We start from the raw sequence: 20,860 nt of genomic DNA on the forward strand, positions 1-20,860 counted from the left end.
AGAAACCTTGCACTATATAAGGATCTGTCGTCTGGCGGAAGAAACCCTTACAGGAGGATCAGAGGCCTGAGGATTCGTAAGAGTCGCTGATGTTTTTGACGCGAAGTGCACGCCGCAGGGCGGCAAAGCCTTCCGATGCGGTTTTACCCAGGGTCGATTTATAAATTGGCCGAAGGGCCAGTTTTGCTTTTGCCGGAGCGTCCGTATAAAAACTGGCATCCAGAGCGGAAGCGTGGCGCACGGAAGGAAACAGCCATTTTAAAGGGAGTCGCTGTCGGGCGGCCGATTGTTCCAGTTGATCCACCACATCCCGGAACGACTCGAAATCGTCTCCCGTTATTCCATCCGTTGGCAGGATCATCAGAGGCAGAATATTTTTTTGAGTGAGTAAATCGATCTTGTTGTACAGCAGGTCCAGTTTGCTCGCATCGTAATTTAATTCGGTCATGACAGAGCCCTGGGGGAACACACCCGCCGCATATTCCAGTGCCCGGTGACCGTGTTCGGATGGCATGATTTCTTCCAGTTGCGCGGATCGGGAAAACCCTTCAAGAGGCAAAATCAGGACATCAACACCGGAAGCGTAGACACGATCCAGACCCGTGAGGTCTTCTGGTGCAAAGCCGCGGAGGGCAACAAAAGTGCGGAAGTTTTTCTTGATGGCTCGAACCAGAGGTTCCAGAAAGTGGAACCCACGGTCTGCTGATTCGCAGTAGTCCATATTGATCTGGATGAAGCAAGCGGAACCTTCATCGAATGCGGATCGTACCCAGGACAACACCTGGCTTTCCGCGCGACTTAGTTTTTTCTCCTGCGGGAGGGCCTTGATATAAATATTGAGGCAATAGCCGTCTATGCTGATATCTCCCGTTACGGCACCGGAAGGAGTTTGAAGCTGTCGGAAAAACCTGGGACGCGGCAACAGACTAACACTGTGCTGTTTGTCGTGCGCGTATAAAACCGGGTGATCGTTTTGCCAACTCAAGGGGAAAGCATCGCCACCGACATTCCCAATGTGGGAGGAAACAAAAAGATCTTCGGCTAATACAAAGGAGATTTCTTTTAACTCCGCAGATCCCTCAATACCCTGGACAGCGGCCCGGCGTACTCCTTCGTCGGGAATCACACCACGTGCCATCACTTCCAGTTTGAGTTGGCCGAACGGGGTCATTGTCCACTCACCTTTTTCAAAAGTTCAAGCAGGCGTCGGTGGATTCCGTCGAATCCGCCGGACGACATGATCATGACGACATCCCCTGGTCGGCATTCGCGGCCAAGATGATCGACGATGGCTTGAACATCCGGAATGTGCCAGGCTTCCTTGCCAAGGGACCTGATTGAATTCACCAGGGCCTGGGGATCGAGCCGTTCCTCCTCCGGGACTTTTTCTGAGGCAAACGGGGCGGCGATCACTACCCGGTCGGCAGGCCCGAAACTTTTAGGGAGAGCCTCCTGAAATACGTTGCGGCGCGAGGTGGCTGAACGAGGCTCGAATACAGCCCAGAGGCGGCCCTCGGGCCAGGCCTCTTTTATTCCTGCCAGAGTCAGGTCGATAGCAGTGGGGTGATGTGCAAAATCGTCAATGACCGTAATCTCATTTTCTATCCCGACCACTTCCTGCCGGCGTTTGATGCCTTCAAAATTTTTGAAAGCGGCTGCAATTTCTTCAGCCTTCAGCCCGAGTCGCAGGCACAGTGCAGCGACAGCAGCTGAATTTAACGCGTTCTGTCGGCCCGTCATGGGCAAAGAAAACTCACCTGCTTTTTCGCCCTTGTGAAGAAGGTTAAAGCTGCCTGTACCGCGGTTCCATTGATAATCTGCTATCGCCCAGTCAGCATCTTTTGAAAATCCGTAGGTTTCAATATTGCAGGGGGCATTGCCGATCACATCCTGAACGTTCTGGTCGCCGTGGGCCACCAGTAAAAATCCGTCAGGATCGATGATGGCGATAAACTTTAAGAAGGCGTCCTTGATCTGGTCCAGGTTGTCAAAAATATCAGCATGGTCAAACTCGATGCCGGTCATTATGGCTGCGTGGGGCTGATAGTGCAGGAATTTCGGACCCTTGTCGAAAAAAGCCGTATCGTATTCATCGCCTTCAACGACGAAGTGTTCGCCATTTCCATAGCGGTGGTTGCTGTCAAAATTTTTGAGCCAGCCGCCCACCATAAAACCGGGATCGCGTTTAGCGTGATAAAGAGTCCAGGCCAGTAGTGAGGTGGTGGTCGTTTTGCCATGAGTGCCAGTGACCACCAGGGATTTTTTTCCTTCAAGAAAAAACTGTGACAGGGTTTCAGGAAAAGAGAGGTAACGGATGTTTTGCTGTTGGACCGCTTGCACTTCTTCGTTGTTTTTTGAGACCGCGTTACCGATGACCGCTATGTCGATGTCGGAAGTGATATTCCCGGCCTTGTAGCCGGGTTTTACCGGGATATTCAAATCCTGCAAAAGGGTACTCATGGGCGGGTAGATGTTGGCGTCCGATCCGGCAACATTGTGACCGGCCTGCTTGAGCAGCCCTGCCAGAGAGGCCATACCAGTGCCGCACACGGCGATCAGGTGGAAGTTTTTGATTTCGTTGGGATTCATTCGATCGGACAATTGTAGGGGCAAGCCTGGGACTTGTCAATCTTGGGGCGCAGTTTTTAAATCACCAGTTGCTTCAGTTCATTTATATTGTGAATAAGAAAATCCGGGCGGGCATTTTCGATCTCGAAACGCGGTCTTAAGCCCCAGGTCACGCCGCAGGTGGCCACCCCGGCACGACGCCCGGCCTCTATATCCTGAGGACTGTCTCCAATGATGAGCGCGTCTTTCGAAAGTATGTCGTGCTTTTTGAGGAGATGAACCACCATTTCAGGATCGGGTTTTTTATTTTCAACACTGTCCCCTCCGTAAACACTGATGAAGCTGTCCCGCCGGTTGAGACCAGCTAGAATCAGTTCAACAAACTCCACCGGTTTGTTGGAGACGATGGCCTGCAGCTTTGAATTGAAATGATCAAGGATGGGTTCGCAATCCGGGTAAAACTTCGTACGGTCCAACACATGGACACGGTAGTGTTTGCGGAAAACATCAACAGCAAAGTCGATATCACACCGGTTGGATTCCCCGAGTGCCTTTTTCATCAGGTTGAACACACCGTGGCCGACGAAGGAATAAATTTCCTCTTGCTCCCGCACCTGGAGACCGAGTTCTTGTAAAGCGAGATTGACCGAAAGTGCAATATCTTCCTTGGTGTCAACCAGGGTGCCATCAAAATCGTAAGCCAGCAGGCGAAAGCGGTGTGGTGTCATTAAAGGCTTTATTATTCCTTGTCAAAACTGGATGTGAAACGGTAAGCCTTGACCAGGCCGGTTTTATCAAACAAAATAACGAGGTCCTTGGAATTTGATTTTCCCATGGAATATTGATCGTATTGGTAAGTCCACATTTCCAGTCCGTTTTCATTGCCTTCCTTGAAAGGCACTCCGAACCAGTTGAGGATTTCCGTTTTAGAAGTTTGCCTGTTCTTGATCTCCTTGACCATGTCCGAATCAAAGTCTTTCCCAAACGAGCCACAACCTATGCAAACCAATAGCAAAGCGGCGACACAACCAAAACGCCAGAGGTTTTTCATGAGACCTCCTGAGCAAAAAGGGTTCTACGCCTATATCGGCGAGAGGGGAACCCAGTGTACCAAATCCATCATCCCCTGTCTTTTGGCAGGTTTACTTCTTTTTTTGAGCGCCTGTAATACCCCTCCCGGCCAACAACCGGGCACTGGCATCCCTTCTACAACCTCGCCAACTGGTTCGATGAGCGGAACTACTGTGTCTGGTGCCCCCGTAGTGAGCGATGGGTATGTTGAAATGTTGCCTGCGCTACCTGCTTCAGGTTATTTTTTAAAAAAACTTGCGGATGATGTCTATTTTTTTTCAACTGGACATTACAACACTCTGTTTATGGTTACAACGGGTGGTGTGATACTCGCCGACCCGGTGCGGGGGGCAGGTCCGCTCATACAAAAGGCAATTGCTTCCGTGACGAAGTTGCCGGTGAAATTCCTGATTTACTCCAGTGCAGGCCTCGACCGGATAGGGGATGCGCACTTGTTTGCAGAGGGCTCCCAGATTATTGCCCATGAATCAGCACAGTACCTGTTGAGGCGATATCAGGATACTGCCCGGCCCGTCCCGCTACTGGCATTTCGAAAGAACTACACACTGAATTTTGGTGGTAAAAAAATCGATTTGATCTATCCGGGGCGCGGCCATGGCTTTGGCAACACCATCATCCATCTACCAAAGGAAAATGTGATGATGTTTGCAGGTATTGGTGGGGCCCGGGCTCTTCCGGGTCCTCGCTTTGAGACGGTGGATCTTTATGGTCAGGTCCTGGGTGTGCAGCGGGCATCGAAACTGGAATTTTCCGCCTGGCTTTCGGGGCGGGGGCCGCGTACGGGAACCAAAGATGAGCTGCGCCAACTGTTGCGATATTATTATGACTCGCGCAAAGCAAATGTCAGCGCCATGAAATCAGTTCGTTTTCAGGAAGCGGCAGGTTCCACAAAGTCCCGTGACCCGCTGGTCATTGTCGATTCCTATCACCAGGCGGTGGCGCGGGATTGTTATAACCGGTTAAAACCGGTATGGAAACCCAGGATGATGGGATTTGAGGCCTATGCACTGAGTCACTGTGCAGCCTGGACAGATTTTCATCTGACCCATAAGCCTCCGAAATAGTTTTTCGTATGACTTGGCCTGATCCAGGTTGGGATGAAAGTGAATCAGGTATTAACGCCATTGTTTCCCTGTTCAGGGGCCGGGGTAACGGTTGAGGATGTGCTCGACTGAAGCAATGGCGCTGGATGGCAGACGGGCACCCATGTGTCGAACCACCTGGGCTGCACAGTAGGAACCGAGAATTGCCGCATCTTTTAAAGGCAGGAAACGGGCGAGGCCAAAAAGTGCACCGCCGGCAAACAAATCGCCTGCACCAGTGGTGTCGACCGCGTCGACTGGGAACGAACCAATAACCACTTTTTCATTTTCCAGATTGGATGCCCAGGCCCCTTCTTTACCCCGCGTGAGAAACAGGGTATCGACCATTCCCCTGAGTTGCTGGAAGGCGTATTCGGTGTCGTCCGTCTGGAACATGGCGCAGGCTTCCACATCGTTGCAGAACAGGATATCGACTTTCCAACGGATGAAGTCGATTAGAGCGTCGCGGTAACTGTTGGCGATGAACGCGTCGCTCAGGGTAAAAGAAACCGGAACGCTTGCTTTTTTTGCGATATCGGCCATTTTTTCCGCTGCCTGTTTTGTTTCTTCTCCCGTCCACAAATAGCCTTCAATGTAGACCGTGCCGCACTTGTCGATGATAGCCTCATCGACGTTGTCCGGATGCAGTTGGGAAGAAATACCCAGGTGGGTGAACATGGTGCGTTCTGAGTCGGGGGTGATCAGTACTACACAGGTGCCGGTTCCATCGGGGGCTCCATCGGGACCAGGAAACCCAACGCCACAGGTCCGCATGTCTTCTGTGTAATGTCGTCCATAATCGTCGTCTGCTACCCGTCCCAGGTAATAGCCTTTGGCTCCCATAGCGCCGATGCCGTGCACCGTGTTCGCAGCCGAGCCGCCGGAGGAAACTTTTTTGGGTTTGTCGGTCACAGCCTTCAGGATTTTTTTCTGATCGTCCACTGTTGACAGGGTCATGCCACCTTTAACCACTCCCAGTGACTCGATAAAATCGTCTTCAACGCGGACCTCAATATCGACCAGCGCATTTCCGATTCCCACCACATCGAATTCCATTGTCCGCTCCTACTAAGGAAAAGGGGTTTTAGTATTGAAAGTGACACTATACCAACCGCGTGGAAACCGTCAAGTCAACTGAACCTGATAAGAACCGCAGAGGAATCCTTGTAAAATCAGATTTGAATTGGAGGCTGTGAATTTGTACACTCGTAGTTAATGAGACGCCCCGTATTGCATAAGGTGACGGGCCTTCTGGTGTTGATTTTAATGCTGGTACCCGGTCTCCTCCTCGCGCAGCCACTCGACGACAGCCCTTCCGCCAGTAAATTCAGGAAGAAAATCGATGACCTGTTTTCCCACCGGTGTTCCCGAAGAGCGCGTGCCGGAGTGAAGATCGTATCCCTCACCTCAAACAAAACCCTCTACGAAAAAAACTCCAGCCAGTTGTTTGTTCCCGCCTCGAATATGAAGATGGTGACAACCGCGGCGGCTTTGCGCAAACTGGGACCGGACTATTATTTCCCCACCAAAGTGTATGGCACCGCCCCGATTTCCAAAAACACGCTCAAGGGGGATATGTTTCTTAAAGGATTTGGGGACCCCTTTCTGGTTACAGAACGCATGTGGCTATTGGTCAATGAAATTAAGAACCTGCCGCTGGATAAAATAGAAGGGGACCTCATCATGGATGGATCCTATTTTGGAGGAGGTCTCAAGGTGGCCAGTTGGAAAGGTTACAACGGGCCGGAAGCTTATCTCGCTCCGCTCAGCGCCCTGTCCTTCAACTTCAATACAATCGCCGTACACATTGCTCCGGGAAAAAGGTCGGGAGATGCTCCTGTTGTGGTGATAGATCCGTCCACTCCCTATACCCGGCTTGAAGTTTCTGCCGTTACCAAAAAAAAGGCTCGGCGTGGACGACTTATTGTGAACCGTCATCATCAGGGTGGGCAGGATGTGGTCACCGTCTCCGGTTCCATACCTCTGAACGTTGGACGCAAAACGTATTACCTGAACATCACCCACCCACTTGAATACACAGGCGCCGTTTTTAAAAAAATGCTGGGTCAGGCGGGTGTGGAGGTAACCGGGAAGGTGAAGGTGGGTACGGTACCTCAAGGGGCTCTGGAGCTGCACGAGCACAAGAGCCTGCCATTTTCAGATATTCTTCAGGGATTGAACAAGTACAGCAATAACTTTATTGCAGAGCAGATTGTCCGGACCCTTGCTGCACGGGAATTTGGTGCCCCGGGCACAACCAAGAAAGGAGTGCAACTGGTACGGGATTATTTGAAGTCGCTGGGATTTGCAGAAAATGCATTTTCCATTTCAGACGGTTCCGGCCTTTCCCGACAGAACCGGTTGTCGCCGGAACAGTTGATTGCTGTGTTGAAAGATGTCCATGGGGACTGGTCGGTGTTTCCTGAATTTGTATCGGCCATGGCAATCATGGGGCTCGATGGAACCGTAGAAGACCGCATGGTTCGAAACAGCAGGGCGCAGACAATACGCGCCAAGACCGGGACGCTCAATCACGTCAGCAGTCTGTCAGGGTTTTTCCAATCCCAGGACGGTGAGGCTTTCGCCTTTTCAATTTTGATGAACGGTTTAAAGTGTTCCAACGGCCGGGCGCACCGGCTGCAAAATTCTATCATGGCAGAAGCGCTCAAGTTTTCCCGAAAGGAAGACAGTGCTCCCGAAACCAATAAAGGTGATTTGAACTAGTAAGGCTATCTTTTTAAAGCAACCTGACAGTTATATATTTTATTCAGTCCTTGAAAATTTTCTGATTCTCTTTGCGGTCTTCCTCCAGAATTTTTCCCCAATCCCGTTTGATGACCTCAGACTCAAGAAACTCCTGGTAAATGTTTTTTGCCAGTTCCTTGCGGTCGACTCCTTCAGGCGCAACCTGGATATCCAGTTGTCCCAGAGCCATGTCAAAATCACGGTCCATGAGAGCCGCAGGATCCATGCTGTACTCCTTGAGAGCCTGTTTTATTGTGGCGGGGTCCGTGCGAAAACGTCTGGCAACTTCATTAATGTTAGATGGCTTGTAGCCCCGGTCTTGCGTGATGCCCAGATGATAAGCACAGAACAGTTCAAAAGGTTCGATGTCTGCTGTGAGCCTTTTGAGTCCTGCTGGACGTGGAATATCGGGAGCCACTTCAGGAAGAGAATTGCTGTGACTGGTTTTAGCTGCCGGAGTTTTTTCTGCGGGAGCTGACCCATTTCCGTTTCCATTAGCAGGTGAAGCAGAAGGGGCAGGAGGCGGTGTGTACGGTTTGCTTTTGAACTGGCGTTCATTCGAAGAATTGCGCGATCCTCCAAACCGGTTCTGTTGTTGTCCCGGACGCGACCGACCGTTGCTTTGTCCCTGACCCGGGCGGCGGCTGTTCTGGTTCTGGTTGCTGTTTTCGCGTTGTCCCGGTTTACTCCCCATGGGAATATGGGACGTCAATGTGTCTGAAGTGGGTTTCATCCACATTTCAGTCGCTTGTTTGTTTTGTGAACCGTTCTGACTCCGGTGCCGGTTTTGCTGTGTGGGTGGATTCGCAGTACGGTTCTGCGGTTTACGGGGTTGGTGAGACCTGCGGCGGCCATTGTTGGAATGAGATGGCTTTTTCAAAACGCGATCCTTTATACGTGGGGGTTAAAAAACTCGACGTGGATAATGCATGGTTGGGACAGTGTCAATTGAGCAGCGTTTCCAACTGATCGACCAGTCCGGTGAATGTGTCCAGCGCCGTTTCGACGGGATCCGGTGTGCTCATATCGACACCGGCGTCTTTTAAAAGATCGATGGGAAATTTTGACCCACCGCTTTTGAGGAAGTTCAGGTAGGCTTCCTGTTCCGCAGCTCCGCCATCCAGGACCCTTTGGGCCAGGGCGTAAGCAGCGGAAATTCCCGTCGCGTACTTATAGACATAAAACCCGAAATAAAAATGCGGGATGCGGAAACATTCCAGGTCAAGCTGAGGGTCCAGCTTCACACCCGGTCCAAAATACCGCTCCAGCAATTGATGGTAAAGCTCCTGAAAGGCATCGGCGGTAAGCGGTTGCCCCGCTTCTGCCGCGGCATAAATTTGATATTCGAATTCCGCAAACATGGTTTGCCGGATGAGTGTTCCGCGGAAATTATCGATTTCCCGGCAGACAAGATAGATGCGCATATCTTTACTGATGTCCTGGCTCAGGAGGTGCCGGGTCAACAGGGCCTCATTAAACGTTGAGGCAACTTCTGCTACGAAAACAGTGTAATCCGCATACAGGTAAGTCTGGTGGGTCCTCGAAAAATGTGAGTGCATCGAGTGACCCGCTTCGTGCGCCAGCGTGTACACGCTGTTGATATTGTCGTCCACATAATTCATCAGGATAAACGGGTTTGAATCATAACAACCCGAGGAGTAGGCACCACTGCGTTTGCCGGAGTTTTCGTAACGGTCGACCCAGCGGTCATCAAGTAAACCCTGACGAACGATAGCCCCGTATTCTCCACCCAGCGGATGGAGGGCCGCAGTGATTTCATCGACTGCTTCCTCAAAAGGCATATTCCATTGGCAATCTTTTACCAGCGATACATGGGTGTCATAGGTATGAAGTTCGTCAAGATCAAGAACGCGTTTTCTCAATTCAAAATATCGATACAAGGGCGATAGTTTGCGGTGAACGGCTTCGATCAGATTATCATAAACCGATACCGGAATATCCTCTCCAAACAGGGCTCGCTCACGGGAAGTCTTGAAATTTCGGGCGTGGGTAAAAAAGGTATCCTTTTTGAGGCTTCCGCCGAGCAGGCTGGCCAGCGTGTGACGATGGGAATCGTACGATTGGTAGAACGTTTCAAAAGCATTTTTGCGAACGGCACGATCCTGCCGTTGGAGCAGGCTCATGAAATTTCCATGAGTGATGGTGATATCGCTTCCATCCTCATCCTTGATGCTGTCGAAAGTCATGTCGGCATTGTCGAGCATGCTGAAGACATTTCCAGGGGTACGGCCAATTTCAGAAGCACCTGCCAGAAGCGCTTCTTCTTTTGTCGACAAGGTGTGTTCTCGATATCGTAATTGCCGTTCAAGGTACAAACGGTAGAATTCAAGCTCTGGATCTTGAAGATAGGATGAGATGGTATCTTCAGGTATGGCCATGATTTCCGACATTATGAAGCTTCGGGCCTGTTGATACCTGGTGAGAAGCGTCATTGATTTTTCCAGGTTGCCCTGTTGCAACGCATTGGTCTTGTCTTCATCGGACCGTAAATGAGCAAAGGTGTATACCTTGTCCAGGATGCGGGAATAGTTCATATCGAATTCAAGGCAAGCCTTGAGGTTGGCTGCGGATTCTCCAAGGGTTCCCTGGTAGGCAGCATAATCCTTAAGCTGTGAGTCCAGGGAACTCAGGTCTGCTTCCCATGCCTGGGAGGAAGCGTACAACCCATCCAGGTCCCACGTGTTTTGTTCCCGGACCTGATCTCGAGTAAGGGGTTCTGTTGAAGTGCTCATTAAATTAAGAAAACCATTTTTAAAAGAGTCTCAGATAATTCAAAACTTTCATTACTGGCAACGCGCTTTCTCCTGAAATCTACAGGAGAACTCGTTGTCAAAATTAATTTTTTCAGGTGCCCTGCAATCTTTTGCTTCTGGGCAATTTGGCCCTTTTCGGGCGGCTTACACGCAAGAGGTGAAAATACGAGCAGGATTTCTGTTCCCTCAGGTTTAGTAAGCTAATTTGATTAGTCGGCTACCTGCCGGCCAAAAGGTCCGTGGGTCATAGCCATCTTTTGGCGCCCCGGATAATCTGCGGCAATTTCAATTTCGATAGGTTGGAATAACGTCACTCAGGACAGTGAGGAAATTGCCTGTTCAATCGTTTCTAAATGTGTTTGGAGTTTGGCTCGCTTCTCGGACAGTGAATCCTGTCGCTTTCGGTCTTTCTCAATAACTTCGGGAGGTGCCTTTTTAATGAACTCCGGGTTCGATAGTTTCTTACTAATATTTATGAAGTCTTTTTCGATTTTTTTCAACTCTTTTTCTAGGCGTTTCTTTTCTTCCTCAAAATCCATCAACCCTTCAAGGTCGACATGCCCTTGCAGGTTACCATCAACAAAGGTGGCCGCAACCTTTGGTTTTTCCTTGTCGGCACCCAGGTGGAGTTCCTCAACCCTGGCTAACTCCTTGATATAGCGTGCAGATTTTTCAATCTCCGAAATAGTGTCCGGGTTTTCGCATTGAACAGTTACATTCAGTTTCTGTTTCGGACTCAGATTCATTTCGCCTCGAATATTCCGAACTCCATTAATCACAGCCATCAAAATATTCATCCGGGATTCCGCCTCGGCAGAAGTTGCATTCAGGTCAGGCACCGGATATGGGGCGATCATGATGCTGTCGCCCTCTGCTGGAAGCTTTTGCCAGATCTCTTCAGTGATGAACGGCATGAAGGGATGCAGCAGTTTCAAGCTGGCTTCCAACACATGGATCAGAACATTTTGTGCAATGCGTTTTTCAGGACCATCGGAGAGCAATCGGGATTTAGAAAGCTCAATGTACCAGTCGCAAAACTCGTTCCAGATAAACTTGTAGATCGCATGAGCGGCTTCATTGAATTTGAACTGGGTCAAGGTGCGATCAACTTCATGAACAGTGGCATTGAGACGACTCAGGATCCAGCGATCAGCCAATGTCCAATTATCGGATTTTTCCAGGGCGCAGGTCCCGTTGTAGCCTTCCAGATTCATGAATGCGAACCGTGAGGCGTTCCAGAGTTTGTTGCAAAAATTTCGATACCCATCAATACGGTCTTCAGCCAGTTTGATATCACGACCCTGTGCAGCAAAGGCAGCCAGTGTGAATCGGAGGGCATCGGTACCGTAGCGCTCCATCATCACCAAAGGATCAATTACGTTTCCCTTGGTCTTGCTCATCTTGGCACCCTCTGCATCCCGGATCAGTGCGTGGATATAAACATGCTCGAAGGGGATGTCGTCCATGAATTTCAAACCCATCATGATCATCCGGGCTACCCAGAAAAACAGGATGTCGAATCCCGTGCACATCACGGTAGTCGGGTAAAACTTTTTGAGGGATTCCGTCTGGTCGGGCCAGCCAAGGGTGGAAAAGGGCCACAAGGCGGAACTGAACCACGTGTCGAGAACATCTGTTTCACGGGTGATTTCTTTTGAACCACAGCCGCTGCAAGCAGTCGGGTCTTCACGCGTGACGGTAAATTGGTCGCATTGTTTACAGTGCCATGCTGGAATTTGATGTCCCCACCAGATCTGGCGGGAAATACACCAGTCGCGGATGTTTTCCATCCAGTCGAAGTAGGTGTTCTCCCAGAACTGTGGAGTGATGGTGATGCGTTTACTTTTGACAGCTTCAATCGCAGGCTCTGCAAGGGGTTTGGTTTTCACAAACCACTGTTTGGATAGATAGGGTTCTACGACTGTTCGACATCGGTAGCAATGCCCGACCTTGTGAACATGGTCCTCAATTGTGACGAGCAGTCCAGCGGTTTCAAGATCTTTAACAATATTGTCCCGTGCTTCCATCCGGTCCTGCCCTTTATAAGGGCCGCCCTCGGCATTGATCCGGGCGTCGATGTCCATGACATTGATGGATGGAAGTTCGTGTCGTTTCCCAATTTCAAAATCGTTCGGGTCATGAGCCGGGGTCACCTTCAAAGCACCGGTTCCAAACTCGGTGTCGACATAATCATCAAGAATGATCGGAATTTCACGGTTGAGCAAAGGAAGAACAACGCTTTTTCCGTGATGAGCCTGATGCCGGTCATCATCCGGGTTGACTGCAACCGCAGTATCACCGAGCAGAGTCTCCGGACGTGTGGTGGCGACAACCAGTTCGCCTTCTCCTTCTTTAAACTTGTACCGGATGTGATACAGCTTTCCCGGTTTTTCTTCGTGCTCGACTTCAAGGTCTGATAAGGCCGTGTGGCAGCGCGGACACCAGTTGATGATGTAATCGCCTTTATAGATCAGACCCTGTTCATAGAGGGTGACAAAAACTTCACGGACTGCTTTTGATAAACCCTCGTCCATGGTGAAGCGGTCGCGTTCCCAGTCGAGAGTGCACCCCATTCGCCTGAGTTGTTTGGTTATAGTCCCGCCGGATTCATCGCGCCATTTCCAGACCCGCTCAATAAATTGCTCACGTCCAATATCATGACGGTTGGTACCCTCTGCTTTTAATTGGCGTTCGACCACGTTTTGCGTGGCGATTCCGGCATGGTCCGTACCCGGTTGCCAAAGAGTGCTGAAACCGGACATTCGTTTCCAGCGGGCCAGAATATCCTGCAGCGTGTTGTTGAAGGCGTGACCGATATGAAGCGAGCCTGTGATGTTTGGCGGGGGGATCGCCATGGAAAAAGTTTCGCCAGGCCGGGTTTCATCTCCCTTTGCCAGACCCTTTTCGTCCCAGAACTGTATCCACCGTTCCTCGACGTTTTCCGGATTGTATTGTTTGTCCAACTGGATCATTGATTATTTAGCTTGGAGTCGAAGACTCTTTAAATGCCTGATATTTCTAAAACCGTTAACTGGGTGAATTTAGAAATTGAGAGGCGAATTCTTATTTCAATTCGATATTGAGCAGGGGCGCATTGTACAGCGGTCTACCCGGACAGCAAACAAATATTTTTTTCCCTGATCCCTGCTGCGAAGGGGATTCAACGTTCCCTTGTCTATAAGCAGTGTTCAAGTCTGGTGCGTTTTACGGATTTCCTGGATTTCCTGACGGATGACTTCGCGGATAATGTCCGGAGCCATTTCCTGAACCACATCCCGCACAACCTTGTTGACCTGTTCGGAAATACCGGAAAGCTCTTTTTTCAGGTTACGGTCGAGGCCGGCCTCTAATACCCGGGCGGCGTGCTGGACCATGGCCTCCGTCATTTGTTCTTCACCAAAACCCGGCGGAACAGGGGGCGATTTTTTAGTTGTTTTTGCTGCGGGCTCCGTTCCCATTTGTTCAGCCAGAAAGGCCTGGCTTTCCCTGATAAGGTCAGGTGTTGCGTCGGTGGAGGCGGTTTCCGCTACTGGTGAAGGTGTCTGCTGAATTGATTCACGATTGACTTCGCTGACAGATTGAAATGCCTGTTCAAGGTCTTCAACAGGGTCCGGATCTCGACGCGGTTCTCCCAGAATAAACTCAGGTGAAGTCGTGTCGCCTGCTTCCTGTTCCTCCGGCGGGCTTTCAGCAGGATCTGGATCCTCTGTTTCAGTTGCCATGGGTTCAACGGCCTCGGGCTCGGGGTTCGATGTCGGAACGGTATCAGGCGGCATTCTGGATTCGTCAAAATCGGTCATCTGATCGTCAGTTAGTCGATAGGAGTAAACACTTTCCGTTTCTTCTTCTACTACATCTTCTACAGTTTCCGATGGTGGGGTGTCGGTCTCCTCAGGTTCCGAGAGGTCTTCCTCGGACAAAGCCACGGGTTCGACAATGGGTTCTTCATTTTCAGTGGCGATGTCTTCAGCACTCAATTCAATAACGGGTTCGGGTTCCGGCTCGGGTTCAGGTACGGTTTCCGTTTCAGTTTCAGGTTCTTTCCGCTCTGGTGTTTCTTCTAAAAGTTCATCGATAAGGTCATCGGGAGACAATCCGATTGCTTCTTCCTCTGCCTGGCTTTCCATATCATCCGCTGATAAAGCAACCGGCTCCTGGTAACCCTCCATATCTTCGGCGGAAAGGTTCAATGGGGCAGATTCATTGGCCGAGGTGTTTGATTCTTCTTCAACGACGTCCAAAGTATTTGGGATGCCTTCACCCGACAACATCTGCTGGACCTTTGAAACGATGTCTTCAGATTTGAAAGGTTTTGAAAGATGGTCTTCGGCAGCGCAGGCTTCAAACGCCTTTTCATCGAATTCTTCGAAATCGCTGGAGAGCAGAATAACCCATCGCTTTTGATGGTCCGCAGAGCTTTTGATTTTTCGGCTGAGTTCAAAGCCGGTAATTCCGGGAAGCTCAACATCCGCCATCACAATATCGGGATTAAACTGGTCCAGCATTCCCCAGGCTTCCTGTCCATTTGCAGCGCCCTTCACTTCCATGTCCTCGTTTTCAAATGCCAGGGCAACAATCTTCTGGATGGTGGGGCTGTCGTCAGCGACCAGGATTCTGGATGTCATAAGGGTTTGGGCATTGATGGGAAAGATAGATGCTGCTACTTAACCATTTGAATTATAACATACGAATTGCCATATCCGAAAAGCGGTGATTTGCAAACCCATACTGCTCTGCCTGAGACTTTTTGTAATGGGATACGGCAGTTAGTTCGCGAAGGGGTTGGTCTTTACTTACCATCAGATTTGATCCAGATGGGTGGCTAATGCGTTTCCTGAAAGGAACGACATCCATCAGAACAAGAACCAGAACGCGTAATAAAAAACTCCGGCTTATTTAAAAGAAAACAACTTCAGTAGAATGGTCTGTTGGAAGCTAAGGGACATGCTCATTCCTTGATACGGATACTGCTAATGGGTGACCCCATAATATTGAATCTACACCAGTGCTATGTGAAGTTCCCGGCCAACAGCCCGAGCGGCTTTCGCCATGGTGGCAAGTGTCACATTAGGCGTTTCCGGGTCCAGTAAACGGTCCAACTGCCGCCGACTGGTTTGCATGCGATCGGCCATGGCCGTTTTGGAAATTCGGTTTTCTTCCATGGCTTTGCGTACCTGATCGGCCAGAATTTCTTTAATGGCCTGGTGCTCGCATTCTTCAAGAATTCCCTGCTCTCCAAGGAAATCATCGAAAGATGATCCGATTTGCTTGTTTTTGGGTTTTTTGCTCATTCGTCTTTAAGTGTTTTTTTAATTCGGCAATGATTTTCTTTTTAGGCCGGACCATATTCGAATGTGCCATATATGACACAGCGATTCAATTTTCAAGGCCCAATCCTAATAAAGGCTTTCAAGTTTGAGAGGTTTTGCAAGAACTGCTTGTCACGCCTTCTCAAGAACCTCTATTCGCGTTCTTGAATGAGACAATCAGGGAAGAACTCGCAATAAAGACTTTTTCAGCAACCTGTTAGCCGCAACCTTTAGAAAATGCTAACATAGAGATCTATTCCTTGTGGCGCCATTCCGGTGTTGCACGAACGATAAAAAATTCAATCTCCTGCCGCCAAAAATGATCCGTAACAGTCCCAGGTTAAAAATACCGGTTTCAATTGTCGGGTTACTCGTCGCCGTAATGCTGATCCTGCCTGTTAAAGCACAGGCTATTCCGCTTGATCTGGTGATAGATGTGAAATCCAAGTTCAGCGACGGGTGTTTGTCGATCGAGAATCTGGCTGAGTTGGCCCAGCATCGTGGCATCCAGGGGATGGTGATTGCCGATCATGATCAGGTTTCGCTGGAATATGGTTTCCCACCACTGGAACGAATTCTGAAAAAAAAGGAAAGCGGTCCCTCGATTCTGGAAAGTGGGGCGACCACGTACCTGGCTGAAATTCGGCAGGTCAATGAAAGTTTTCCAAAAGTTCTCATCATACCGGGGGTGGAAACGGCCCCGTTTTATTACTGGACCGGCAGCCCCCTGGACAACAATCTGGTGGCGCACAACTGGGACAAGCATCTGCTGGTGGTCGGGCTCAATTCCCCAGATCAATATGAACAATTGCCCGCTCTCAACAGCAACGCCTCCTCAAGGTATGCTTCCAGATTTTACTGGCCTTTTTTCGCATATGTTGGAGGCACTATTTTCTTCCTGGTGCTGTTCGTCATAAAAAGGAAGCCAAGACTTTCAATGACAGCGGCTGTGTTGATGGGAGTTCTGGCATTTAATGCGCATCCTTTCAGGAGCTCTCCTTTCGATGCCTACCATGGCGATGCAGGGGTCGCACCTTATAAAGAAACCATTGATTATGCCAATGAGCTTGGAGGTTTGATTTTCTGGAACCATCTGGAATCACCCGCCGCCAATGGTGAACGCAAAGCAGGCAGTATGCAGTTGTCCACTCCTCTTCATCCCGAAGATCTGCTGTTGACTCACAACTACACCGGTTTTCAGGCGCTGGATGACAAGCCGGTACCGGCCAGCGCCCCTGGGAAGGAATGGGATCAGACGTTGACCCAGTATCTGGACGACCAAAGGGCACATCCGGTTTGGGGCTACGGTGCCAACGATTACCATTGCGAGGATCAGGAAGGACATAAGCTGGGCGAAGTACGGACCGTGGTTCAGGTCGATACCAAGGATACGGCGTCGGTCTTAAAAGCCATGCGCCTCGGCCAGATGTATGCGGTGACGCAACCCAATGAATCGAGCCGGTTGTCTCTGGATGCGTTCGTTGTCGCCGACGGAACCCGCGGACGACAGGTGGGTGCAGGTGGCACCCTGATCTCGGGCGATTTTCCGGAAATTTCCATGGCTATCAGCTCCACAGGAGGCAAGGAAACTGCGGCAAAAATCAATATTATTCGAAGTGGGATGCTGGCAAAACAGGAAACGGTTTCGCTGCCCTATCAGGGGAAATGGCGGGACCTCGAAGTCGATTTGAATGAACCGGTTTATTATCGTCTGGAAATTGAGGCCGAGGAAGGCGGACGGCTTTTGTCGAATCCGGTCTTTGTAAAATTTCAATCGGGACCTTTTATAGAAAACCAGGTTGCCGAAATTACAGAGAAGAAAGTAGCGGCGGGAGTGAAAATGCCCGCAGAGCCAGGTGCCCCGAAGTTGGCCGAGCCGGAAATACCTTCTCCATCGAAACCGGCAGCACCAACGGTGCCGGAGAAAGTGGCAAAGGTTCGGAAACCGAAGGTTGAAACCCCTGAAGCCAAAGCTCCAGAGAAACCTGTTATGAAGTCCCCGAAACCCGTTGCAGAACCACAGAAGACCTCAACAGGAAAAACCGTGATGACCCGGCTAAAGATGTTATCGATCCGATCCGGCCCGGGTTCCAAGTTTCCCCTGGTTGCGAAAGCAGAGAGGGATGAACCTCTGCAACTGGTGCGCGAAACCACGATTATGCTGAGTGGCAAACCCTGGGTGATCGTGAAAAAGGATGGTAAGGAAGGTTACGTCTGGTCCGGTTTCCTGAAAGACGCGGGATAGAGGGTTTACCTATCAACTCGTGGCTTCGAGAGGTTCGATTTCAGCGGTCAACTGGTCCCACTCCTGCATTAATTTTTGTTCTTCCTTGGTCAGTTGCCCCTGTTTTTCCAGCAGGGTGTTGAGGTCTGCTTTTCTTTCATTGTCATAGATATCGGATGCGCCGAGTTTGTTCTCGATATCTTCCTTTTCTTTAAGAACCTTTTCCAGTCGCGGTTCGATTTCCAGCAGGCGTTTTTTCAGGGGCTTCAGTTTGCGGTGGCGGTTGTTGCGTTCTTCCGCTTCCCGGCGTTTTCTTTGTTTGTCCTGTTTGGCTTTTGATTTGTTGGCTTCACGGGCCTGTTTATCGATCTTTGATTGTGCTGCCGCCTGTTTGGATTTTTCTCTCTCGTAATCCGTGTAGTTGCCGTGATAGATACGAACTTTCCCCGCATCCACTTCCCACACTTGATTAATGATGCCATCCAGGAAAAACCGGTCATGTGAGATGGCGACCAGTGTGCCGTCGAAATCGGCAAGAGCCGCCGCCAACACTTCACAGGACCGGATATCGAGATGATTGGTCGGTTCGTCGACCAGCAGAAGAGGTGCCGGATGAACCAGCAGGCGAGCCAGTGCCAGTCTGGCTTTCTCACCGCCAGACAGTACGGAAACCTTTTTTTCAACATCGTCGCCGGAGAATAAAAACGCACCGAGGATACTGCGCTTTCTGGTCAGCATCATGCTGCCCGCCACTTCATCCAATGATTCGATTACCGTACGATCTCCTTTTAGAGTTTCCATATTGTGCTGGGCAAAATAGGCGCGAGTGACATTGTGGCCCTCGATCACCTCACCCTTGTTGGGTTGGAGTACGCCAGCCATCAGTTTCATCAAAGTGGATTTACCCGCTCCATTTACACCGACGAGGGCGACTTTGCTGCCGCGTTCCAGTTGAATGGAAAAATCCTGATAGACGGTCAGGTCTCCGTATGATTTGGAAACCTTTACGAGGTCCAGTGCAATCCGACCTATGCGTGGCGGTTGCGGAAACCGGAACCGGACGGTGCGGGAACTGGAAGTGGTTTCAATTTTTTCCATCTTATCGAGGATTTTCTGCTTGCTCTTGGCTTGCGCCGCCTTGGTGTTCTTGGCTCGAAAGCGTTCGATAAACCGTTCAAGCTCGGCCACTCGTCTTTGCTGGTTGGCTGCCTGAGATTCCAGTTGTTCGGCGCGTTCCGCCTTGAGTCGTTCAAAGTCGTCGTAGTTGCCGGTATAGAGGGTCAGGTTGCCCCGGTCGAGTTCTGCGATGCGGGTGACCAGATTGTTCAGGAAACGACGGTCATGGGAAATCAAAAGGAGACTGCCTTCATAACTTTTTAAAAAAGATTCAAGCCACACCACCGAGGCAAGGTCGAGGTGGTTGGTCGGTTCGTCCAGCAGCAACACTTCAGGTTGTTGGAGAAGAAGGCGGGCGAGTTCAACCCGCATCCTCCAGCCTCCGGAAAATTCCCCGAGCGGTTGATTCATCTGGTCTGTTTTGAAAGCGAGGCCTGCAAGAATGGTTTGGGCTGTCGCTTCCCGGTGGTAGCCGCCCATGCGTTCGAATTCATGCTGCAGGTTGCCGTAACGCTGAGCCCAGGCTTCTGAATCATGTTCCTGTGCTTTCGTATCGTTCTGTAACTGCTCGAGCCCCTCTTTTACTTTGCGAAAATGGTCGTCGCCCAGAACAACCCGCTCCAAAACCGTACCGCCCTCATCCTTGAGTTCCTGTTCCAGCATAGCGATACGAGCTCCCTTTCGCAGGGAAACGTTTCCGCCGTCATAGGATTCCTTATTGGTGAGGATGCGGAACAGGGTGGTCTTGCCCATACCATTTTCGCCGATGAGACCAACCCGATCGCCCGGTCTTAAGTGGAAGTTGACAGACTTCAGCAGGATTTTTGGGCCGTATCGTTTTTCAAGATTACTCAGTTTTATCATTCAGAATTACCTTGTGCCTTTTTCCAGACCAATGCGAGGCTCTTGTAAAAAAGAGGCCCACGACCGGCCTGTTATAAAATTAATAGAGAAACAAAAAGTTTAATGAGCGCTAACGGGACTCTCTGAGTTTCGGATTGAAGGCTTCGCGTAGTCCTTCTCCGCACAGATTGAAGGCCAGCACCACCAGCAGGATAGTGAAGCCGGGAATGAATGTCAGCCATGGTGCGTCGAATATCAGAGGCCTCCCATCGGCAAGAATATTGCCCCAGGTGGCATCGGGTGGCTGGACACCGAATCCCAGATAGCTCAGCGCGGATTCTGTCAGGATCGCTGTGGCAACACCGATAGTGGCGGAGACCAGAACAGGCGCCATGGCGTTCGGCACACAATGCAGAAAGATGATGCGCCATTCCGGTATGGCTTGCGAACGCGCCGCCAGAACAAAATCCTGATCGCGCAGCGCGAGAAAATCCGCCCGCACCAGACGAGTCGTTTGCATCCAGCTTGTCAGGCCGATAACGATCATGATGTTATAAATGCTGGGAGGCAAAAGGGCAACCACCGTCAGGATTAAAAAAAAGGTGGGAAAGCAGAGCATGATATCAACAAACCGCATGATGATCGTGTCGACCGTGAGGAAGCCGAGTTTTACACGTCCATAAAAACCTGCCAGGCCACCAAGAAAAATACCGACAGTGACCGAAATACCGACGGCGACAAAACCTACAGTGAGCGAAACGAAGGTCCCTTCCAGCATGCGGGCAAACAGGTCGCGGCCAAAATCATCGGTGCCGAGGAGGTACATGCCGAACAGAGGGGCATCTTCTTCTGAAACGGTTTCAGGGTTATAGGGTGAAAGCGGAGGCAGCATTTTCTGTGTGAGTCGTACCGTCGAGGAATCAACCACCGGGTCCATTCCTGCCGTCAGGACTTTTCCCAGCAATGCGATGACAAACAGGGCAATCAGAAACCAACCACTAAACAGGGCCCAACGATTTCGGCTGAACACGGCCCAGCGCTCTTCTCCTGGAGTCAAGTGTGGTTTGAGTTCATCCTGAGACAGGGTTGCATCCATGGTCGGCATCC

The 20,860-nt window shown here is 50.4% G+C and carries 16 protein-coding genes; 4 read left to right on the forward strand and 12 right to left on the reverse strand.

All coding sequences use genetic code 11. From position 1 onward, the window contains the following. Nucleotides 1–58 precede the first annotated feature (58 nt). Genes G3M70_08090 through G3M70_08105 form a run of 4 tightly spaced genes read right to left on the reverse strand, consistent with a single transcriptional unit; the run spans nucleotide 59 to nucleotide 3,619 of the window. Nucleotides 59–1,171 (reverse strand): hypothetical protein, encoded by a 1,113-nt coding sequence (locus tag G3M70_08090; GenBank protein QPJ61838.1) that lies wholly within the window; start codon nucleotides 1,169–1,171, stop codon nucleotides 59–61. Then, entirely contained in the window at nucleotides 1,168–2,589 is a 1,422-nt protein-coding gene (gene mpl / locus G3M70_08095) for a UDP-N-acetylmuramate:L-alanyl-gamma-D-glutamyl-meso-diaminopimelate ligase (protein QPJ61839.1), read from the reverse strand. Before mpl ends, G3M70_08090 begins: the two co-directional genes overlap by 4 nt. 56 nt (nucleotides 2,590–2,645) lie before the next feature. Further along, nucleotides 2,646–3,296, reverse strand: coding sequence for an HAD-IA family hydrolase (locus G3M70_08100; GenBank protein QPJ61840.1), 651 nt, complete (start codon nucleotides 3,294–3,296; stop codon nucleotides 2,646–2,648). Between the two features lie 11 nt (nucleotides 3,297–3,307). Next, a complete protein-coding gene (locus G3M70_08105; protein ID QPJ61841.1) occupies nucleotides 3,308–3,619 on the reverse strand; it encodes a hypothetical protein in 312 nt (103 codons plus the stop codon). Here G3M70_08105 and G3M70_08110 point away from each other — a divergent pair. Beyond that, complete coding sequence (locus tag G3M70_08110) at nucleotides 3,618–4,724, forward strand: hypothetical protein (protein ID QPJ61842.1); 1,107 nt, start codon at nucleotides 3,618–3,620, stop codon at nucleotides 4,722–4,724. The genes G3M70_08105 and G3M70_08110 overlap by 2 nt on opposite strands. A 72-nt stretch (nucleotides 4,725–4,796) precedes the next feature. Here G3M70_08110 and G3M70_08115 read toward each other — a convergent pair whose 3' ends face one another. Then, nucleotides 4,797–5,798: an adenosine kinase gene (locus tag G3M70_08115; protein ID QPJ61843.1), complete on the reverse strand. Its 1,002-nt coding sequence runs from the start codon at nucleotides 5,796–5,798 to the stop codon at nucleotides 4,797–4,799. A 159-nt stretch (nucleotides 5,799–5,957) separates the two neighbouring features. Here G3M70_08115 and dacB point away from each other — a divergent pair, with 159 nt between their 5' ends. Continuing rightward, the gene (dacB, locus tag G3M70_08120) at nucleotides 5,958–7,466 is read left to right on the forward strand and encodes a D-alanyl-D-alanine carboxypeptidase/D-alanyl-D-alanine-endopeptidase (GenBank protein QPJ61844.1); all 1,509 of its coding nucleotides are present in this window, start codon (nucleotides 5,958–5,960) and stop codon (nucleotides 7,464–7,466) included. Between the two features lie 43 nt (nucleotides 7,467–7,509). On the opposite strand, the gene G3M70_08125 is transcribed toward dacB, so the two are convergent. Further along, the gene (locus G3M70_08125) at nucleotides 7,510–8,220 is read right to left on the reverse strand and encodes a hypothetical protein (protein QPJ61845.1); all 711 of its coding nucleotides are present in this window, start codon (nucleotides 8,218–8,220) and stop codon (nucleotides 7,510–7,512) included. Nucleotides 8,221–8,246: 26 nt separating this feature from the next. On the opposite strand from G3M70_08125, the gene G3M70_08130 reads away from it, so the two are divergent. Continuing rightward, nucleotides 8,247–8,456 (forward strand): hypothetical protein, encoded by a 210-nt coding sequence (locus tag G3M70_08130; protein ID QPJ61846.1) that lies wholly within the window; start codon nucleotides 8,247–8,249, stop codon nucleotides 8,454–8,456. Here the strand turns inward: G3M70_08130 and pepF are convergent. From pepF to G3M70_08150, 4 genes are all read right to left on the reverse strand, one after another. Next, complete coding sequence (pepF, locus tag G3M70_08135) at nucleotides 8,432–10,240, reverse strand: oligoendopeptidase F (protein QPJ61847.1); 1,809 nt, start codon at nucleotides 10,238–10,240, stop codon at nucleotides 8,432–8,434. The genes G3M70_08130 and pepF overlap by 25 nt on opposite strands. Before the next feature lie 335 nt (nucleotides 10,241–10,575). Further along, nucleotides 10,576–13,233, reverse strand: a complete 2,658-nt coding sequence (locus tag G3M70_08140; protein ID QPJ61848.1) for a valine--tRNA ligase — start codon at nucleotides 13,231–13,233, stop codon at nucleotides 10,576–10,578. Nucleotides 13,234–13,449: 216 nt separating this feature from the next. Next, the gene (locus tag G3M70_08145) at nucleotides 13,450–14,886 is read right to left on the reverse strand and encodes a response regulator (GenBank protein ID QPJ61849.1); all 1,437 of its coding nucleotides are present in this window, start codon (nucleotides 14,884–14,886) and stop codon (nucleotides 13,450–13,452) included. A gap of 372 nt (nucleotides 14,887–15,258) precedes the next feature. Continuing rightward, nucleotides 15,259–15,552, reverse strand: a complete 294-nt coding sequence (locus G3M70_08150; protein QPJ61850.1) for an XRE family transcriptional regulator — start codon at nucleotides 15,550–15,552, stop codon at nucleotides 15,259–15,261. A gap of 337 nt (nucleotides 15,553–15,889) precedes the next feature. On the opposite strand from G3M70_08150, the gene G3M70_08155 reads away from it, so the two are divergent. Continuing rightward, nucleotides 15,890–17,815 (forward strand): SH3 domain-containing protein, encoded by a 1,926-nt coding sequence (locus tag G3M70_08155; protein QPJ61851.1) that lies wholly within the window; start codon nucleotides 15,890–15,892, stop codon nucleotides 17,813–17,815. Between the two features lie 12 nt (nucleotides 17,816–17,827). On the opposite strand, the gene G3M70_08160 is transcribed toward G3M70_08155, so the two are convergent. Next, nucleotides 17,828–19,774, reverse strand: a complete 1,947-nt coding sequence (locus tag G3M70_08160) for an ATP-binding cassette domain-containing protein (protein ID QPJ61852.1) — start codon at nucleotides 19,772–19,774, stop codon at nucleotides 17,828–17,830. Nucleotides 19,775–19,883: 109 nt separating this feature from the next. Continuing rightward, nucleotides 19,884–20,858: an ABC transporter permease gene (locus G3M70_08165; GenBank protein ID QPJ61853.1), complete on the reverse strand. Its 975-nt coding sequence runs from the start codon at nucleotides 20,856–20,858 to the stop codon at nucleotides 19,884–19,886. Nucleotides 20,859–20,860: the final 2 nt, after the last annotated feature.

The sequence above is a fragment of the Candidatus Nitronauta litoralis genome, from assembly GCA_015698285.1.
GTDB classification, from domain to species: domain Bacteria; phylum Nitrospinota; class Nitrospinia; order Nitrospinales; family Nitrospinaceae; genus Nitronauta; species Nitronauta litoralis.

What these genes read in the sequence shown, in the direction of transcription:
- G3M70_08090 (QPJ61838.1), bottom strand. Translation starts at nt 1,171, where the DNA reads ATGACCCCGTTCGGCCAACTCAAACTGGAAGTGATGGCACGTGGTGTG.
- mpl (QPJ61839.1), bottom strand. Translation starts at nt 2,589, where the DNA reads ATGAATCCCAACGAAATCAAAAACTTCCACCTGATCGCCGTGTGCGGC.
- G3M70_08100 (QPJ61840.1), bottom strand. Translation starts at nt 3,296, where the DNA reads ATGACACCACACCGCTTTCGCCTGCTGGCTTACGATTTTGATGGCACC.
- G3M70_08110 (QPJ61842.1), top strand. Translation starts at nt 3,618, where the DNA reads ATGAGACCTCCTGAGCAAAAAGGGTTCTACGCCTATATCGGCGAGAGG.
- G3M70_08105 (QPJ61841.1), bottom strand. Translation starts at nt 3,619, where the DNA reads ATGAAAAACCTCTGGCGTTTTGGTTGTGTCGCCGCTTTGCTATTGGTT.
- G3M70_08115 (QPJ61843.1), bottom strand. Translation starts at nt 5,798, where the DNA reads ATGGAATTCGATGTGGTGGGAATCGGAAATGCGCTGGTCGATATTGAG.
- dacB (QPJ61844.1), top strand. Translation starts at nt 5,958, where the DNA reads ATGAGACGCCCCGTATTGCATAAGGTGACGGGCCTTCTGGTGTTGATT.
- G3M70_08125 (QPJ61845.1), bottom strand. Translation starts at nt 8,220, where the DNA reads ATGAAACCCACTTCAGACACATTGACGTCCCATATTCCCATGGGGAGT.
- pepF (QPJ61847.1), bottom strand. Translation starts at nt 10,240, where the DNA reads ATGAGCACTTCAACAGAACCCCTTACTCGAGATCAGGTCCGGGAACAA.
- G3M70_08140 (QPJ61848.1), bottom strand. Translation starts at nt 13,233, where the DNA reads ATGATCCAGTTGGACAAACAATACAATCCGGAAAACGTCGAGGAACGG.
- G3M70_08145 (QPJ61849.1), bottom strand. Translation starts at nt 14,886, where the DNA reads ATGACATCCAGAATCCTGGTCGCTGACGACAGCCCCACCATCCAGAAG.
- G3M70_08150 (QPJ61850.1), bottom strand. Translation starts at nt 15,552, where the DNA reads ATGAGCAAAAAACCCAAAAACAAGCAAATCGGATCATCTTTCGATGAT.
- G3M70_08155 (QPJ61851.1), top strand. Translation starts at nt 15,890, where the DNA reads ATGATCCGTAACAGTCCCAGGTTAAAAATACCGGTTTCAATTGTCGGG.
- G3M70_08160 (QPJ61852.1), bottom strand. Translation starts at nt 19,774, where the DNA reads ATGATAAAACTGAGTAATCTTGAAAAACGATACGGCCCAAAAATCCTG.
- G3M70_08165 (QPJ61853.1), bottom strand. Translation starts at nt 20,858, where the DNA reads ATGCCGACCATGGATGCAACCCTGTCTCAGGATGAACTCAAACCACAC.